Origin of the sequence: Methylomonas sp. MS20 (assembly GCF_050275925.1) — a bacterium.
In the GTDB taxonomy this organism is placed as follows: Bacteria; Pseudomonadota; Gammaproteobacteria; order Methylococcales; family Methylomonadaceae; genus Methylomonas; species Methylomonas koyamae_A.
This window is the reverse complement of sequence record NZ_CP189962.1, coordinates 711,860-730,063: the sequence shown is the minus strand read 5'-3', so window position 1 is coordinate 730,063 and position 18,204 is coordinate 711,860. Positions and strand designations below refer to the sequence as shown.

16 protein-coding genes are annotated in these 18,204 nt (G+C 54.6%); 11 read left to right on the top strand and 5 right to left on the bottom strand.

Annotated elements, in window-relative coordinates; all coding sequences use genetic code 11:
- The first annotated feature begins 59 nt into the window (after positions 1-59).
- The 5 genes from ACQE3D_RS03190 (at position 60) to ACQE3D_RS03170 (ending at position 8,423) form a co-directional block, all read left to right on the top strand.
- On the top strand, positions 60-1,517 hold the full coding sequence (locus ACQE3D_RS03190; protein WP_064031632.1) for a TrkH family potassium uptake protein: 1,458 nt from the start codon (positions 60-62) through the stop codon (positions 1,515-1,517).
- 85 nt (positions 1,518-1,602) lie between these two features.
- Positions 1,603-2,529, top strand: coding sequence for a protein translocase subunit SecF (secF, locus tag ACQE3D_RS03185; RefSeq protein WP_064031587.1), 927 nt, complete (start codon positions 1,603-1,605; stop codon positions 2,527-2,529).
- Between the two features lie 110 nt (positions 2,530-2,639).
- Positions 2,640-6,320 (top strand): pyridine nucleotide-disulfide oxidoreductase, encoded by a 3,681-nt coding sequence (locus ACQE3D_RS03180; protein WP_313729121.1) that lies wholly within the window; start codon positions 2,640-2,642, stop codon positions 6,318-6,320.
- A 269-nt stretch (positions 6,321-6,589) separates the two neighbouring features.
- On the top strand, positions 6,590-7,879 hold the full coding sequence (gene nhaD / locus ACQE3D_RS03175; RefSeq protein ID WP_409521103.1) for a sodium:proton antiporter NhaD: 1,290 nt from the start codon (positions 6,590-6,592) through the stop codon (positions 7,877-7,879).
- 334 nt (positions 7,880-8,213) lie between these two features.
- Entirely contained in the window at positions 8,214-8,423 is a 210-nt protein-coding gene (locus ACQE3D_RS03170; RefSeq protein WP_054760518.1) for a cold-shock protein, read from the top strand.
- A 112-nt stretch (positions 8,424-8,535) separates the two neighbouring features.
- Here ACQE3D_RS03170 and rimO read toward each other — a convergent pair whose 3' ends face one another.
- The 4 genes from rimO to ACQE3D_RS03150 are packed head-to-tail and all read right to left on the bottom strand — an operon-like array spanning position 8,536 to position 10,801.
- Positions 8,536-9,846, bottom strand: coding sequence for a 30S ribosomal protein S12 methylthiotransferase RimO (gene rimO, locus ACQE3D_RS03165; protein ID WP_313729122.1), 1,311 nt, complete (start codon positions 9,844-9,846; stop codon positions 8,536-8,538).
- 18 nt (positions 9,847-9,864) lie between these two features.
- Positions 9,865-10,197 carry a TusE/DsrC/DsvC family sulfur relay protein gene (locus ACQE3D_RS03160; protein ID WP_313729123.1) on the bottom strand — a complete coding sequence of 111 codons (333 nt, stop codon included), beginning with the start codon at positions 10,195-10,197 and terminating at the stop codon, positions 9,865-9,867.
- Positions 10,188-10,481: a DsrH/TusB family sulfur metabolism protein gene (locus tag ACQE3D_RS03155; RefSeq protein ID WP_064031591.1), complete on the bottom strand. Its 294-nt coding sequence runs from the start codon at positions 10,479-10,481 to the stop codon at positions 10,188-10,190. The genes ACQE3D_RS03160 and ACQE3D_RS03155 overlap by 10 nt, the downstream gene beginning before the upstream one ends.
- Positions 10,481-10,801, bottom strand: coding sequence for a DMT family transporter (locus ACQE3D_RS03150; RefSeq protein ID WP_064031592.1), 321 nt, complete (start codon positions 10,799-10,801; stop codon positions 10,481-10,483). Before ACQE3D_RS03150 ends, ACQE3D_RS03155 begins: the two co-directional genes overlap by 1 nt.
- A 79-nt stretch (positions 10,802-10,880) precedes the next feature.
- Here ACQE3D_RS03150 and ACQE3D_RS03145 point away from each other — a divergent pair, with 79 nt between their 5' ends.
- The 5 genes from ACQE3D_RS03145 (at position 10,881) to ACQE3D_RS03125 (ending at position 17,029) form a co-directional block, all read left to right on the top strand.
- Positions 10,881-11,627 (top strand): flagellar brake protein, encoded by a 747-nt coding sequence (locus tag ACQE3D_RS03145; RefSeq protein ID WP_313729124.1) that lies wholly within the window; start codon positions 10,881-10,883, stop codon positions 11,625-11,627.
- Between the two features lie 175 nt (positions 11,628-11,802).
- Positions 11,803-15,246 (top strand): transcription-repair coupling factor, encoded by a 3,444-nt coding sequence (gene mfd, locus ACQE3D_RS03140; protein WP_313729125.1) that lies wholly within the window; start codon positions 11,803-11,805, stop codon positions 15,244-15,246.
- Between the two features lie 21 nt (positions 15,247-15,267).
- Positions 15,268-15,456 (top strand): hypothetical protein, encoded by a 189-nt coding sequence (locus ACQE3D_RS03135; RefSeq protein WP_313729126.1) that lies wholly within the window; start codon positions 15,268-15,270, stop codon positions 15,454-15,456.
- Entirely contained in the window at positions 15,450-15,749 is a 300-nt protein-coding gene (locus ACQE3D_RS03130) for a type II toxin-antitoxin system RelE/ParE family toxin (RefSeq protein WP_064031596.1), read from the top strand. Before ACQE3D_RS03135 ends, ACQE3D_RS03130 begins: the two co-directional genes overlap by 7 nt.
- Before the next feature lie 281 nt (positions 15,750-16,030).
- Positions 16,031-17,029, top strand: a complete 999-nt coding sequence (locus ACQE3D_RS03125) for a hypothetical protein (protein WP_313729127.1) — start codon at positions 16,031-16,033, stop codon at positions 17,027-17,029.
- 68 nt (positions 17,030-17,097) lie between these two features.
- On the opposite strand, the gene ACQE3D_RS03120 is transcribed toward ACQE3D_RS03125, so the two are convergent.
- On the bottom strand, positions 17,098-17,478 hold the full coding sequence (locus ACQE3D_RS03120; RefSeq protein ID WP_064031599.1) for a lipocalin family protein: 381 nt from the start codon (positions 17,476-17,478) through the stop codon (positions 17,098-17,100).
- A gap of 172 nt (positions 17,479-17,650) precedes the next feature.
- Here ACQE3D_RS03120 and ACQE3D_RS03115 point away from each other — a divergent pair, with 172 nt between their 5' ends.
- Positions 17,651-18,049: a DUF805 domain-containing protein gene (locus tag ACQE3D_RS03115; RefSeq protein ID WP_313729128.1), complete on the top strand. Its 399-nt coding sequence runs from the start codon at positions 17,651-17,653 to the stop codon at positions 18,047-18,049.
- The last annotated feature ends 155 nt before the right edge of the window (positions 18,050-18,204 follow it).

Genomic DNA, 18,204 nt, shown 5'->3' with positions numbered 1-18,204 from the left:
CCTTGCGCTACCGGCAACCCATGATCGATCCGTTCCCACTCCGGCAACCTCGGGGCACTATGCAACGTTTTTGTACATTAGGATTCGTACTCGGCCTGATATTGATGGTCTTCGGCCTGACTTACGCACTGCCCATCGCCACCTCGCTCTACTTCGACGACGGCATGGCCGATCATTTCGTCCGCGGCATGTCGCTGAATATCGGCCTTGGCAGCGTGCTGGCCGGTCTGACGATGCGCTTTCGCGGCGACATTAAAACCCGCGACGGCTACCTACTGGTCGCCTCGTTTTGGATATTGATGTCGGCGGCGGCAACGCTACCGCTACTGTGGGGCATCCCTGGCCTGTCGTTTACCGACGCTTTCTTCGAAACGGTTTCCGGCTTTACGACCACCGGCGCCACGATATTGATCGGTCTGGACGCGCTAGCGCCGTCGCTGAATCTGTGGCGGCACGAAATGGTCTGGATCGGCGGCCTCGGCATCATCGTGTTGGCGGTGGCGATTCTGCCGCTTTTAGGTATCGGCGGCATGCAGCTCTACAAAGCTGAAATCGCCGGGCCGATCAAGGACAGCAAAATCACGCCCCGCATCACGGAAACCGCCCGCCTGCTGTGGCTAGTCTATGCCGGCATCACGCTGGCGTGCATCGCCTCGCTTAAAATGGCCGGAATGAGTTGGTTCGACGCGATATGCCATGCATTCTCGGCAATGGGCCTGGGCGGCTTCTCCACCCACGACGCCAGCGTCGGCTATTACGACTCGCCGGCCATCGAACTGGTTTTGATCGTGTTCATGTTGATTTCGGCAATGAACTTCGCGCTGCATTACCAGGCCGTACACCTCGGAAGCCTAATGCCCTACAAGCAGGATGCCGAAGTGTTGCCTATGTTGGCCTTGGTCGCGTTTAGCATCTGGCTGTGCAGTTGGTACATTTGGGATAACGGTGTGTATTCCACCTTTCTCGAAAGCTTGCGACACGTGGCGTTCAACTTGGTCTCGATCGCGACCGACTGCGGATTCGCCAGCGTCGATTACGACAAATGGCCACCGTTCGTCCCCTGGTGGATGCTGTATTTGAGTTGTATTACCTGCTGCACCGGCTCTACCGGCGGGGGCATCAAGATGTTTCGCACACTGCTGCTTTGGAAGCAGGCCAGCCGGGAGATGTTCAGCATTCTCCATCCGAGGGCCATCAACCCGATCCGGATCGGCGACATGCCGATACCCAATAAGATCATTTTCGCGGTTCTGGCCTTTATCTTTATGTACTTTATCTCGGTGGTGGTGCTGACCTTTTCGCTGATTTTTTCCGGGCTGGACGCGATCTCGGCGTTAAGCGCGATTCTGGCGTGCATCAACAATGCCGGCCCCGGACTAAACCAAGTCGGCCCGGCTACCAACTATCAGAGCCTCGGCGATTTTCAAACCTGGATTTGCTCGGCGGCAATGCTGCTCGGACGTTTGGAAATTATCACGCTGATCGTGCTTTTTACTCCCACTTTCTGGAGAAAATAGTACAATTCCCAGCCTTATCGCCCGAGGGCGCCGTCGCCGTCCGGCATTGGCCCCGCCACCACTTCAATTATCGGAAACCCTAGTCATGACCGCCGAACGCCATATCGACTTCCTCAGCAAGCGCAAGCTGGCTTATTTCTTCTCCGGCACCCTGTTCCTGATCTCTCTGATTTCGTTTTTCGTCAAGGGCCTGGACTTGGGCATCGACTTTACCGGCGGCAGCGTTTACGAGATGCATTACAACCAATCGGTCGACATCGACAAAATGCGCTCGACCCTGGAACAACAAGGCTTCGCCGACGCCAACCTACAAAATTTCGGCAGCTCGCAAGATATTTTGATCCGCCTAAAGCCGATCGAAAACATCAGCCAAAAGGAACTCAGCGAGAAAGTCCTGTCCGTCGCCAACAGCAGTCAAGCCCAAGCCGGCGAGCTGCGCCGCGTCGAGTTCGTCGGCCCGCAAGTCGGCGACGAATTGATCAACGACGGCGGTTTGGCGCTGTTCTTCGCCTTCGTCGGCGTCATGGTCTACGTCAGCATACGCTTCGAATGGAAGCTGTCGGTCGGCGCGATCGCCGCGCTGTTCCACGACACCATCATCACGATGGGCTTCTTCTCGGTGTTCGGCTGGGAATTCGACATGACCGTGCTATCGGCGATCCTGGCGCTGATCGGTTACTCGATCAACGACACCATCGTCGTCTACGACCGAATTCGCGAAACCGTCCGTACCAGCCGCCGCGAACCGATCGCCGACATCACCAACCGCGCCCTGAACGACACCTTGAGCCGGACCATTCTGACCTCGCTGACGGTATTCCTGACCCTGTTGGCCTTGGCATTCCTCGGTGGCAAAACCATACACGGCTTCGCGATTGCGATGTTGATCGGCGTCATCAAAGGTACTTATTCGTCGATTTATATCGCCAGCTCCTTGGCGTTAAGCCTGGGCTTGACCCGGGAAGACCTGATGCCGCCCGAAAAAGATGAAACCGTCGATCAACTGCCGTAAAACATTCCACGCAAGGAGCGCCACGGCGCGCTCCATATCGCGGCCGTGACGACGGCCGCGATGCCAGACTACGATTTTCCACTTCAAGCGAACTATCACGGAAACACTTGATGACCAAACAGTTAAACACCCGCGACCTGACTCAACTCACTTTAGGCATCCCCGGTTTCGACTATCGAGACCTGTACGACAGTCGGCGACTGAACGACCTGATGACCGTGTTCGACCTGTCGGTCGAGCAACACGATCCTAACTTGTTCAAGGAAATCGCGGCTTACCGCGCCTGCGGCGGAGCGGGCATGAGGCCCGAGGACATCTCGGAACTTCTGGTCAAAATGGCGCCGCTAGTGGGCACCTTCGTCGCGAAACTGTTCAACGTCGGCGATGTGCGCGATCAACAAATCGACAAGATTCGCGGCGAGTTCGACAGCGTGTTCACTTACCGCACGCAAATCGTCGGCAATTTGGCCAAACTGTTCAAAGGCCAGACTATCGAGGACTGGGACATCGCCGAACTCGGCGCACAGTTGGATGCCCTGCTGGCGGCAACCGGCAGATCCGAGCTATATGCAACCGATCCGGAACTGGCGGTCAGCCAGCTCGGCGCCGACTTTTGGCGTTTAACCCAAAATGCCGATCTCAGCGATGCCGACATTGCCGCATTGAAGCAACAAGTCACCGATTCACCGATATTGAGCAAGGCCGTCATCAGCGACGGCCCGGCCGCCTTCGCCGCCGCGCTGCTCGACATCGTCCGCCGCTGGAGCTTCGCCGCCAAACAAGTGCCGGAACTGCAAGCCGTCGTCGAAAAATGGCTGAGCTTCAAGATCGCCGAAAAAACCGACCTGGACAACTTGGTGGCGCACGCCAGCGTCTTGCAAGACGGCTACGAAGTCTGGGCCTGCGACGAACACCATCACCGCCGCCGCGATGGTTTTGCATTGACCGACAAGCGCTTCAAACAACGCCAGGCACTGTACGAAATCGATCACTGCATTTACTGCCACGATCGCGACAATGATTCGTGCTCGAAAGGCATCAAGAACAAAAAAGACAACACCTTCAAGGCCAACCACCTGGGTTCGTTGATGACCGGTTGCCCGCTGGAGGAAAAAATTTCCGAAATGCACTTGGTCAAGCGTCAAGGCGACAACATCGGCGCGCTGGCGATGATCATCATCGACAACCCGATGTGCCCAGGCACCGGCCACCGGATTTGCAACGACTGCATGCGCGGCTGCATTTACCAAAAAACCGAGGCCGTCAACATTCCGCAAATCGAAACCAACGTCCTGACCGACGTGCTGTTCATGCCGTGGGGTTTCGAGATTTACAGCCTGTTGACCCGCTGGAACCCCCTCAACGTCAAGCGCCCGGTCGCACTGCCCTACAACGGTAAAAACGTCTTGGTGGCCGGCATGGGGCCCGCCGGTTACACGCTATCGCATTATTTGCTCAACGAAGGCTTCGGCGTGGTCGGCATCGACGCGTTGAAAATCGAACCGCTGCCCTTGCATTTGACCGGCGACCGGGACAATCCGCCGTTACCGATCATCGATTTCCAAGCGCTTTACGAGGATCTGGATAAACGAGTAATGCTCGGCTTCGGCGGCGTCGCCGAGTACGGCATCACCGTGCGTTGGGACAAGAATTTTTTGAAAGTGATTTACCTGACCCTGCTGCGCCGCAGCGCCTTCAAATGTTACGGCGGCGTGCGTTTCGGCGGCACGATCACCATCGACGAGGCCTGGGGTCTGGGTTTCGACCACATCGCCATCGCCAGCGGAGCCGGCAAACCGACTGTCATCGATCTGAAAAACAACATGACCCGCGGCATTCGCAAGGCCTCGGACTTCTTGATGGGCTTGCAATTGACCGGCGCGGCCAAGGAATCGTCACTGGCCAACCTGCAAGTCAGAATGCCGGCCGGCGTGATCGGCGGCGGTTTGACCGCTATCGATACCGCCACCGAATTGCTGGCTTACTATCCGTTGCAAGTCAGCAAAATCACCAAACGTTACGACAAATTGGTCGCCAAATACGGCGAGGCCGAAGTACGCGGCCGTTACGACAAGGAAGAACTGGAAATCCTGGAAGAATTCCTAGCCCACGGCCGGGTGATCGAAGCCGAACGCGCCCGCGCGGCGGCGGCCGGCGAAACGCCGAACTTCCTGCCCTTCCTGAAACAATGGGGCGGCGTGACGATGTTCTATCGCAAAGGCATCAAGGATTCGCCGGCCTATCGGCAAAACCACGAAGAAATCCACGAAGCGCTGTCGGAAGGGATTTATCTGGCCGAAGGCATGAGTCCGCTGGAAGCCATCAACGACGACTACGGCCACCTAAAAGCGGTGCGCTTCGAGAAGCTGGAATTGCAGGAAGGCCGTTGGCGCACCGTCGGTGAACAGGAAGTCGCGTTGCGCGGCCTGTTTATCGCCGCCGGCACCGCGCCGAATACGATTTACCAGTCCGAACACCCACGCACTTTCGCGATGGAAGGCAAGTTCTACAAACGCCACGAACCCGACTGGCTGCAAGGCAAGGCCAAACTGGTACCGATGGCCGACGAGGCGCAAGTCAAGGTCGGCAAGCCCGCACCGTTTACCTCGTACCAAAGCGAAGGCCGTTACATCAGCTTCTACGGCGACAACCATCCGGTTTATGCCGGCAACGTCGTCAAAGCGATGGCCAGCGCCAAGGACGGTTATCCGTATATCGTCAAGCTGTTCGAAAACGAAATCGCCAAGCTGGATGCCGGAAAACAAGCCGAGCGCGACGCGGCCTGGCGGGCCATGCAGGATAGACTCGACGAATTGTTCCTGGCCCATGTCGTCGAAGTCAACCGCCTGACACCGACCATTATCGAAGTCGTGATCAAGGCTCCGGCGGCGGCGAAAAACTTCGAGCCGGGTCAATTCTACCGAGTACAGAACTACGAGTCCTTGGCGCCCGTCGTCGAAGGCACCGCGCTGGCAGCCGAAGGTTTGGCTCTGACCGGTGCCTGGGTTGACAAAGACCAAGGCCTGGTATCCTTGATTGCATTGGAAATGGGCAGCTCCAGCCGTCTATGTGCGACCTGGAAGGCCGGCGATCCGTTGGTATTGATGGGCGTCACCGGCGCACCGACCGAAATCCCGACCGGCAAAACCGTATTGTTATTGGGCGGCGGCTTGGGCAACGCGGTATTGTTCTCGATCGGCAAGGCCATGCGCGCCGCCGGCAACAAGGTGTTGTATTTTGCCGGCTACCGCAACCGCATCGACTTGTTCAAGGTGCCTGAAATCGAGGACGCTTCCGACGTCATCGTCTGGGCGGTCGATAAATTGCCGGGCAACGAGGCGATTCCGGTCACCCGTCCACAGGACAAAACGTTCGTCGGCAACATCGTCGAAGCGATGATCGCCTATGCCGAGGGCCAACTGGGCGACACCGCGTTGAAACTGCAGGATGTCGAGCATTTGATCGTGATCGGTTCCGACCGGATGATGGCGGCGGTTAAGGCGGCCCGCTTCGGCGCATTGAAGCCTTACCTGAAAGAAGGCCACGAAGCCGTCGGCTCGATCAATTCGCCGATGCAATGCATGATGAAAGGCGTTTGCGCACAATGTATGTGCAAACACGTCGATCCGGAAACCGGCGAGGAAAGCTTTATGTATTCCTGCTACAACCAGGATCAAGCGCTGGATTACGTCGACTTTCCCAACCTGAATGCGCGATTGAGGCAAAATACGGTGCAGGAGAAATTGTCGTCCTTGTGGCTAACCTATTTGTTGGAAAGCGAACGCGGCTAGAGCCAATCCAGCTCGGCCCACCGCCACCCGCCGAACCGGGTGGCGGAACCGCTCGCGAGGCGCCGCGAACCTTAGTATTCCGCGCCGGACACCTCGCCGACAGCCTTTGAAATTGGAGTTCACACGTGTTGCAGCGCACCCTGCTTGCCATTTCGTTAATTTTCCTACCGCTACTGGCCTGGGCTGACGCCGATGCCAACCAAGTCGCCCTCAACCTGACTCGGCATTGGGTCGGCTATCTGTCGATCGCAATATTCGCGCTGGCGTACATGCTGGCGATGACCGAGGAAATCACCGAGCTGAACAAGTCCAAACCGATGGTGCTGGCGGCCAGCTTGATCTGGGCCTTCATTGCTTCGATTTACGTGCAAGGCGGGATGGGCGAACAAGCCGGCCGCGCCTTCCGTGCGTGCCTGGAAAGTTACGCCGAACTGTTCTTGTTTATCATGGTGTCGATGGCCTATCTGAATGCGATGGAAAGCCGCGGCGTATTCGACAACCTACGTGTCTGGTTGCTCAGCAAGGGCTTCAGTTATCGCAAGTTGTTCTGGATAACCGGCGTGATGTCATTCTTTATGTCGTCGGTGTGTAACAACCTGACCACCGCGCTGCTAATGGGCGCGGTCATCGTCGCAATGGGCAAGCATAATAAGCGCTTTATGACGATGGCCTGCATCAATGTTGTTGTTGCCACCAACGCCGGCGGTTCGTTCAGTCCGTTCGGCGATATCACCACATTACTGGTTTGGCAAAGCGGCGTTGTGCCCTTCGTGGATTTCTATTCGCTGTTCATTCCGGCCGTCGTCAATTTCGCGCTGCCAGCCGCCGTGATGCATTTTTGGATACCCAACGAACACCCGGCCGCCGTCGGAAAAGCTCCGAAAATGAAACGAGGAGCTTTGACGATGATGGTGTTGTTCTTGTTGACGATCATTACCGCGGTCAGTTTCGAAAACTTCCTGGATCTGCCGCCCGCCGCCGGCATGCTGGCCGGACTGACTTATCTGAAGTTTTTAGGCTACTACCTGCAAAAAACCGAAGATAAACAAAAAGTCAGCGATTTTGCCCACGTTTACAAATTATTCAACGTCGAACTGCCGTTGGCCAATCAAAATCAACGCTTCGACGTGTTCAAAAACGTCGCCAATTTGGAATGGGATACCCTCTTGTTTTTTTACGGCGTGATGGTCAGTGTCGGCGGACTAAGTTTCATCGGTTATTTAACGATGGCTTCCGACGTGCTGTATGTCGGCATGGATCCGACGATCGCCAATATCGTCGTCGGCATCTTGTCGGCCTTCATCGATAACGGCACGATCATGTTCGCGGTGCTGACGATGCACCCGGAGATTTCCCAAGGCCAATGGCTGTTGGTCACGCTGACGGCCGGCGTCGGCGGCAGTCTGCTGGCAATCGGCTCGGCGGCCGGGGTTGGCCTGATGGGGCAGGTCAAGGGCGTTTACACCTTTAGCGCCCATTTAAAGTGGATGCCGGTCATCCTGCTCGGTTACGCCGGCAGTATCGCCGCGCATTTTTTATTAAACAGCCACTATTTTTAACCTACCGTAAACCGAGCGGCCAATTCGGCAACACGCGGCCAACACCCAGTTTTCTAAAAATTTCAATTACTTAATAAGAAACCACTCCCTGTACATCAAACCGATTGACGAATATTCATTTCTTTGCTCGATCGTCATAATCCATTAACACGCAAAATCCTGCTATTTTTGTGGAACGCTTGGAATAGCCATGTATAATGAAGCCGATTTAGCTCGGTATCGTTGTCGCTTTTCAAGCTCGCAATAGGATCAACAAACTTTGTTTTCCGCTTACCCGCTTTATTCACCAACCCTAGTTCCAAACAGCGAAAGCACTTTTTAGCAAGAGAGATTTATGTCAGTTCAAGTAGAAGGCAAAGTTAAATGGTTTAACGACGAGAAAGGTTTCGGCTTCATTGAGCAAGAAGGCGGCAAAGACGTATTCGTCCATTTTAGCGCTATCAACGGTTCCGGCCGCAGAACCCTGAAAGAAGGCCAAAAAGTCACGATGGAAGTGACCAACGGCCAAAAAGGCCCGCAAGCGGAAAACGTAACACCGCTGTAAATTGAACTGAAAAAGCCGCCTGACCAGCGGCTTTTTCATTTGCGGCCGATTTGCTTGTAACACGATCCATCCAACCGCACCGTTTGGCGCGGAGAGATGGCTCGTTCCGTCGTTAGAGTAAGGCACCCCACAAATCGTAGTCGTCGGCTTCCTCGATTTCGACCTCAACGAATTCGCCGACCCTCAGGTGGTTTGCACCATCGATAAACACTTGACCGTCGATTTCCGGAGCATCGCTTTTAGTGCGAGCCACGGCGCCTTCTTCGACAACCTCGTCGATCAACACCACCTCACGACGGCCTATCCGTTGCTTTAAACGTTCGGCACTGATCGCGGCTTGGTGCTCCATAAATCGTGCCAATCGCTCCTGTTTGACTTCTTCCGGCACCGCATCCGGCAACGCGTTCGCCGCCGCGCCCTTGACCGGCGAATAGGCGAAACAACCCACTCTGTCCATTTGCGCTTCGCTCAAGAATTGCAGTAGCTCTGCGAATTCCTGCTCTGTCTCGCCGGGAAAACCGACGATGAAAGTACTGCGTATCGTCAAATCCGGACAAATGCGCCGCCACGCACGGATGCGTTCCAGATTGTTTTCAGCGGCGGCCGGGCGTTTCATCAATTTCAAGATCCTGCTGCTGGCATGCTGAAACGGAATATCCAGATACGGCAAAATTTTACCGTCCGCCATCAACGGCACCACGTCGTCGACGTGCGGATAGGGGTAGACATAATGCATTCGGACCCAAATATCCAGTTCGCCCAACGCCGCCGCCAAGTCTTGGAATCGGGTTTGGTAAGCTCGTCCCCGCCAATCGCGGCTTTGATATTTCAAGTCTAAACCATAAGCACTGGTGTCTTGCGACACGACCAGCAGCTCTTTAACACCGGCGGCAGCCAGCGTTTCCGCCTCCACCATCACCTCGTCCAACGGCCGGCTGACCAAGTCGCCGCGCATCGACGGAATAATGCAGAACGTACAACGGTGATTGCACCCTTCGGAAATTTTCAAGTAGGCGTAATGCTTGGGCGTCAATTTAATCCCTTGCGGCGGCACCAAGTCCATGAACGGATTGTGCGCCGGCGGCAGATACTCGTGCACAGCTTCGACCACTTCGTCGGTCGCGTGAGCGCCGGTGATTTTCAGCACTTGCGGATGCCGTGCCAAAATCTCGTCCTGCCGCGCGCCCAGACAACCGGTGACGATGACCTTACCATTTTCAGCGAGCGCTTCGCCTATGCTGTCCAGCGACTCCTCGACCGCCGCGTCTATGAAGCCGCAGGTATTGACGATGACCAGATCGGAATCCTTGTAATTCGGCGATACTTGGTAGCCTTCGCTACGCAAGCGGGTCAAGATCTGCTCGCTATCGACCAGGGCTTTCGGGCAGCCCAAACTGATAAATCCAACACGGGGGTTACTCATTCGACATTCTCGATAACACTATAAACAGGTGGGCGGCTTGGGCAGGCCGGCGATTTTGCAGGCGTATTTCAACGGGCCTTGCGGAAACAATTTTTGCAGATAGCGGCTATTGCCTTTTTCTTCACCCAGGGTTTTGCGTACCGCGGCGGCGAACATCCGGGCATTCGGCAAATGCTGGAATTTTCGATAGTAATCGCGGATAAACAGCAAAATCTCCCAATGCGCCTCTTCGATCACCAAGCCTTCCAGACGCGCCAATTCGTCGGCGACGTTGCGATTCCACAGATCGGCACTCCGCAAAAATCCGTCATCGGTCGTAGCCAATTCGGCACCGTCGACTATCAACGCCATGTATGAGCCACCGGATGCTTGACCGTCAAATCGACCAACCCGGCGTAATCCGTCCAGGCCACGCCGGCCATCGCGGCGTCCGGCGCAAGTCCGCAGGCCTCGGCGTATTCCCGTAACACGAAAACCCCACATTCCCGATCCAGCACGCTTTGCAACAGCGGGTTATCCCGATGTCCGGCGCGAGCCGACAACGCGGCGGCATCCAACAGCACGACGTCATCGCCCGAGCCGATACGCTCCAGCCATTCCGGCCTGACCGGCGAGGAAGCCACGATATGCAACATTATTCGGTATGGGTCAGTTTCAAGCCGACGATGCCGATCACGATCAACAGAATCGAAGCCAACCGTATCCAATCGGAAGATTCCTTGAACAGGAAAATGCCGACGATCGCCACGCCGACCGCGCCCATACCGGTCCAAACGGCGTACGCGGTGCCCAGCGGTAAGGTTCTGATTGCCAACATCAACAGGTAAAAACTGCCGGCGCCGGAAATCCCGGTCACCACGCTCGGCCACAGCTTGGTAAAGCCATCGTTAAATTTAAGACTGATCGCGAATACGATCTCAGAACAACCCGCCGCCAACAGCAACAGCCAACCCATCAACTCTCCTCGGACATACGCTATAATCGGAGCATTTTACAATAGCGTTTCTGTCAAACCGCATTATTTAGCCCTGTAAATGGAAAAAGAATCCGACTACCTCGTTCGCAACGCCAAAATGATTTATGGCCATTTGACCGACTTGGTAAAAAACAAGTGCATCATCGCCGCGAATTTCGGCGAAGACAACGCTTCGTTCTTGACCACCATCGTCGAGCTCGACCAGAAAGCCAATCTGCTGGCGCTCGATGTCGCGCCCAACGAGCAACTGAACCGACAATTGCTGACTTCGGCGAAAGTCCTGTTCCGTACCGAGTTCGACGGTATCAAAGTCTCTTTCCGGGGCAAAGCCATAAAAAAAACCGAGCGTAACGGCATGGCGGTTCTAGCGATGCCGTTGCCGGACGCGATATTTTGGATGCAGCGCCGCCAGTTTTATCGAGTAAAAATTCCGCTCTCGCATAAAAACAGTTTCTGTGAAATCGAGTTTCGCACCGTGGATGAAGACAACAATCCGCAAACGCTCTCGGGGATTTTTCCGTTGGCCGATCTGAGCATTTCCGGATTCGCGATGCTGGTAAACGACACCAAGTTCTCCGAATTCCTGCAACAGGGCGCCGAACATGGCGATTGCGCGCTGTATCTAAACGACGGCAGCCGCGCCAATGTCGGCATCATGGTCCGCGATATCGCCACCATGCGGGCCGGAGCGGCCGGTAAACAGCAGCGGGTCGGCTGCCAGTTCACCCAAGTTTCGCAGATGTTCGAATCCAGCATTCAACGTTACGTCCAAGACATCGAGCGGCAACAAAAAAACATCGGTTAGCGCGCGCCAAGATCATCGGCAGACAGTCGATTCGCTCTTACGTCGGCGCTCCTCCGAAGATTCAAGCGCATACCAGCCACCAATCTCCGCTCAAGACTTTTCAGGCGACTTGCGCGGCCAGCGCGACCGTCAAATTTCAGCCACACACCTCGCCATTCTCCACCGCCAATAACCGATGACTCGCTCGCCACTCAAACTTCCCAGTCTACCCGATTCCGCCGCCACTCAAACTTTCAAAGACCTGAGCGGCTGCGGCGACTCGCTAGCGCTGGCCAGTGCGATTACCCAGGAAAAGCGCCTGTTGGTTATCGTCACCCAGGACACTCAAACCGCGCTACGGCTGGAACACGAACTGGCGTTTTTTCTCGACAACGCCTACCCCATCCTGCAATTCCCCGACTGGGAAACCCTACCCTACGACGTATTCTCGCCGCTACCCGAAATCATCTCCGAACGCCTGCGAACGCTGGCCTTGTTGCCGGAAACCAAGCGCGGCGCGCTGATCGTACCGGTCTCGACGCTGATGCACCGGCTGGCGCCGCGCGAGCACATCCTCGCTCACAGTTTTGCGATCGAAGTCGGCGGCACCTTGAGCCTGGAGCTAACTCGCGCCAAGCTGGAAGCGGTGGGCTACCAGTGTGTGTCGCAAGTCTACCAGCACGGCGAATTCGCGGTGCGCGGCTCGATTCTGGATTTATTTCCGATGGGCTCAAAACAGCCCTACCGCATCGAGCTGTTCGACGACGACGTCGAATCGATCCGCAGCTTCGATCCCGACACGCAGATGTCGCAAGACAAAATGCCAAAGATCGAGTTGTTTCCGGCCCGCGAATTCCCGTTTAGCGACGACGCGATTAAACGCTTCCGCCAGGCCTTTCGCGAACAGTTCCCGAATGCCTCGCCAAAAAACCCTCTCTACCTCGACGTTTCCAAGCAAATCGCCCCGGCCGGGATCGAATATTACTTACCCTTGTTCGTCGAACGTACCGAATCGCTGCTCGCCTACTTGCCGCAGACCGCGTTATTCGTGTTGCCGGCCGACTTCGCCGGCGACGCTGAGCGCTTTTACCACGAAGCCGACGAGCGTTATCAGCAGCGCAAATACGATGTCGACCGGCCGTTGTTGCCGCCGGAACGTTTGTTTTTGTCGACCGAGGAAATCCAGCACCACATCGCCGGCTTCAGCCGTATCGTGCTGGACAATCAAGCCGAACACGGCGAATCGCTCGATTGCAGGGTTCTACCCGATGTCGCGATCGACAGCCGCTTGAAAGAGCCCGCGCAACGCTTGCGGCAGTTTATCGAAGGCTTTTCCGGAAAGGTACTATTCGTCGCCGAAACCGCCGGCCACCGCGAAGGCCTGATCGACAAGCTAAAAAGCGTCAAGCTGAGCGCCAAACAGATACAGAGCTGGCCGGAGTTTTTACGCGGCGAAGATTCGCCCTGCATCGTCGTCGCGCCGCTGGACCAAGGCTTATGGCTTGAAGATCCAAAACTGGCCATCATCACCGAAAGCCAGCTCAGCGGCGAGAAAGTCCAGCAACGCCGGCGCCGGGCCAAATCCGCCGCCCGCGCGCTGGAAAACATCTTCAACAATCTCGACGAACTGAGCGTCGGCTCGCCGGTGGTACACCAGGAACACGGCGTCGGCCGCTATCTGGGCTTGCAGACCTTGACGGTCGGCGGCATCGAAGCCGAGTTTTTAATGTTGGAATATGCCGGCGGCGACAAAATTTACGTGCCGGTGGCATCGCTACACCTGATCGGCCGCTATAGCGGCGTCAGCGCCGAAAACGCGCCGCTGCATAAACTCGGTAGCGAGCAATGGAGCAAGGCCAAGCAAAAAGCCATGGAGCGGGCCCGCGACGTGGCCGCCGAATTGCTGGACATCCACGCCAAACGCGCCGCCCGCGAAGGCTTTGCCTTCAACATCGACAACAGCGATTACAACGCCTTCGCCGCCGCCTTCCCGTTCGAGGAAACCCCGGACCAGCTCAGCGCGATCGAAGCCATCTTGCAGGACATGGCCGCGCCGCAACCGATGGACCGCGTGGTCTGCGGCGACGTCGGTTTCGGCAAGACCGAAGTGGCGATGCGCGCGGCCTTCGTCGCGGTGCAAAGCGGCAAACAGGTCGCGGTATTGGTGCCGACTACCCTGCTGGCGCAACAGCACTATCAAAACTTCCGCGACCGCTTCGCCGACTGGCCGGTGCGCGTCGAAGTCACCTCGCGTTTCGTCACCGCCAAACAACAAACCGCGATCGCCGACGATCTGGCCGACGGCAAGGTCGACATCGTCATCGGCACGCATAAGCTGTTATCCAAAGAGATGAAATACAAGGCCTTGGGTCTGGTGATCATCGACGAAGAACACCGTTTCGGCGTCACCCAAAAGGAACATTTCAAAAAGCTGCGCTACGAACTGGATTTGCTGACGCTGACCGCGACGCCGATTCCGCGCACCTTGAACATGGCGATGGCCGGCCTACGCGACATCTCGATCATCGCCACGCCGCCGCCAAACCGCCATGCCATCAAGACCTTCGTCAGCGAATGGATAGACTCGCAAATCCAGGAAGCCTGCCAGCGCGAAATCAAACGTGGCGGCCAGGTGTTTTTCTTGCACAACGATGTCAAGACCATGGACAAGATGATGCGCGAACTCGGCGAACTGGTGCCGGATGCCCGCATTCAGATTGCCCACGGCCAGATGGCGGAGCGCGAGCTGGAGCAAATCATGCTGGATTTCTACCACCAGCGCTTCAATCTATTGATCGCGACGACGATTATCGAAAGCGGTATCGACATTCCCAGCGCCAACACCATCGTCATCAACCGCGCCGACAAGCTCGGTCTGGCCCAGTTGCATCAATTGCGCGGCCGGGTCGGCCGTTCGCATCACCGCGCTTATGCTTACTGCATCGTGCCGCCCAAGTCTTTGATGACCAAGGACGCGATCAAACGCCTGGAAGCCTTCGAAACCTCCGGCGAACTGGGTGCCGGCTTTATGCTGTCCTCGCACGATATGGAAATCCGCGGCGCCGGCGAGTTGCTGGGCGACGAGCAAAGCGGCCAGATTCAGGAAATCGGTTTTACTATGTATACCGAGTTGCTGGAACGCGCGGTGAAAGCCTTGAAATCCGGCAAACAACCGGAACTGGATGCGCCGCTAGACACCGGCCCGGAAGTGGATTTGCAAATCGCCGCGCTGATCCCGGAAGACTACTTGCCGGACATTCACGCTCGTTTGGTGCTGTACAAACGCATCGCCAGCGCCGAAACCGAAGACGATTTGCGCAAATTAAAAATCGAAATGATCGACCGCTTCGGCTTGTTGCCGGATCAAGTCAAAGCCTTGTTCGCGGTCACCGAACTCAAGCAACACGCCGCTAACCTGGGCATCAAGAAAATCGAAGCCCACGCCAGCGGCGGCCGCATCGTGTTTACCGCCACGCCGCAAATCGATACCGCCGAGTTAATCCTGATGATCCAAAGCCAGTCGCAGGTCTACAAATTCGACGGCGCCGATAAATTGCGCTTTACCAACACGTTTAAGGACATGGAGGATAAGGTGGCGTTTTTGGAGAAGTTGTTGATACGATTGGCGCCTAAATCTTGATTTTAATTTTTTGGAGGTAATATGTCGCACTGTCAAACCGCCAAGCAAGAAGCCATCGCCGCCATCAGTCTATTGCCAGACACGGTAGATTTTGAAGAAATCGTGTATCGGCTCTACGTTCTGAACAAAATATATCAGGGGCTAGAAGATGTAGAGCACGGCAAGGGCATTAGCAGCGAGATCTTGCTACGCGAAATCGAGCAATGGTAATTTGGACGCCTCGCGCCAGAACAGACCTCAAAGCCATTCATGATTACATCGCGCAGGATTCACCGCTTACTGCCAAACGCATCATCCGGGAATTGATACAAAAAACCGACAGCCTGCTGGTGTCTCCTTACCTCGGTAAAAAAGTGCCCGAGTTTGAACAACAGGAATTAAGGGAAATCGGCGTGCATTCTTGGAGAATCATTTACCAAATTAAGTTTAATCAAGCCTATGTTGTCACAGTGGTTCATAAACGCCGCGATTTCAAAAATTCGGACTTATCGATAGACCAATAAACACGCAAATCCAACTGAACGGCAATTTTTCAAATGCTAATGCAACGATTGAAGATTGAAACGTGTTGACGCTGCAAGAGAGGCTCAAACATTACAAATTGGAATTCCAGAAATGTAGATCCGATTCGTGAAACGTAACCCAACGAGTTTAACACCTTAATTCCTCCGAATAGTGAAGTGTAATCGCAGATAATGTGCATGCCAGTATCGTTTAATTAGTTACTTAAACTCACGCCAAAGACAAGTTTTCAAGCGCTTAAAATTGCCTCGTCAACAGCCAAATGAATAATTTGAATCAGAAGTTTCAAACCGATCTAAATGGCATCGCCCAGGACCTAATTTCACACTACAATCTTGAATTCAAAAAGCAAATTAATGGCCTTAGCTGCCCTCTAATGAGATGGCTGGATTTTCGCCTCCGATATATTGACCCCAAACCCAGGCAGATAGTATTTTCAGAGGTTTTCCCAAAAAAACTTCCTAAAACTGTCGAGACTGGCTTTCTTCATATACAAAAACTGATGCGTATGGGAGTAGATATAAACGCATATCAATCCAAATCAATTCAACGTTTCCACGACATTAGCGGAAAAAGAAAGGCCAAACGCACTGACCTTTTATGGGCAGACTGGAACATATTTCACTTACATATCACAGATATACCGATCAAACCAGGCGAATTATTTTCAGAGAGAAAGTGTAGCGACGGTAGAAGTTGGCTATTATTCTTCCTAGTTGAGAATGACACTTTTGCTCTAATAGATGTCAGAGAGCACAATGATGATGGATTGTTTTCAGACAACGAACTAATAATATTAGTTAATCATAGTTGGCCAAACTATATGGAACAATTTCATTTAAGAGACATACTGCCGCCACAAAAAACCATATCTCCGCGAGAAATCCAAAAACTAAGATTGGCCGGAATAAATATCCCTATTATCTTAAACGGAAAGGCATATTTTGGTCCAGGATTGGGTATTACATCCGCAGCAACCTCAACCAGGGTTATGGAGTCGACAGACAAAGCACGTCACTGGATTCGAAAAATTTCAGAAATTGCTAAAAACCCAGAAGGCCAAATTCAGAAACATATTCTAGACAACCAGATAAAACACCCAGACCTAAACTTATGCATAACTCCAAAAGGCTTGGCGATTTTTGAAGAAACGTCAAATACTGCGTTCACTGTTTTGAACCATGAAAGCCCCGAAAGTTACCTTTCAATAATCCATAATTTGGTTTTCCCTTCATGGGCCTTAAAATCACTAATAATTTAAATACACCAGCCTAAATACATACAGTTTGGCGGCTTGCTTGCGCAAAGCCGCCCTACAATTCAAAAAATCTATTTCTTGTTAAAGTGGTAAATATCCCCAAACTTGCCTTTTAACGTCATCGTTTTATCGTCCTTTTCGACCAGCGAGAAGATATCGAATTTATCCGACCGGCCCAGCAGCGAAATTTTCAATTTACCGTTTTCCACTTCGTAATTGACCGGCGATTGGTCGTAATAGCTGCCTTCGCGCGGGATATGGGTGATCGTGACCTTGCCGGCGCCAAAGGTCCACGTGTCTTCCCGCTTGATGGTTTCTTGAGTCGCCGCCGATTTTTTGGTGTATTCCAGTTTCCAACTGCCTTGTACTTCGTCGCCGGATTGCAGCGGGACATCGGCAAACGCCTGGCTTGCGACGACCGACAAAACCAGCGCTAATGTTATGTTCTTCATGTCCAACCCCCGACTTTTATTGATATAGGAGGGTCGCATTCTACGCTCCGGGCGACGTAAAGTACCTAATATTCAAGCTAGCGCGGCCGGCCGCCGTTCGTAAGAACGGGCGCGCGTCAATCCGAATGCGTTAAAATCCCAACTTGCGCCACCTTTCGGAATACCCGCGAACATGCTTCGTTACGACCGCTCCCGCTTTATCGCCCTGGGCCTACCCAGTCTTCTGAATGCCGCGTTGGTGATCTACATGCTGGAACTGCGGCCGGAGCATTGGTCCGACGACATCCGCAACGGTTTTTATTGGGCCTTGGTCGGCGGTCTCGGTCTGTTCGGCATCACGGCAATGATCAAACGCGCTCGCGATCTGGGCTCGTCGGCATGGGGAATTTTACTGGGATTTTTGTTTGCGCCGCCGTTCATGCTGCTGGTCGCCCTCATACTGGCCTTTATTCCCAGCAGCCCGGATGCCGACCGTCTGGAACCGCCGCCGCCCAGCGCTTCCTTAGCGACCTGGCAAACCGGCTTGGCGATTCTGGTCGTGCCCTGGTTGGCGATTTGGCTGTTTCGGTAACGCTTGGTCGCCAGCCACCAACCCCGGCATTCGCCAACCTGATCGATACGCCGCAATCGACACTTGGCGACTCCGATGAATTTGCGATCCACTTCGCAAATCCGTTAGCCTGAAGGCGGGCATTTCTCAGCCGTCGCTTGCATCAAATCGCGGGC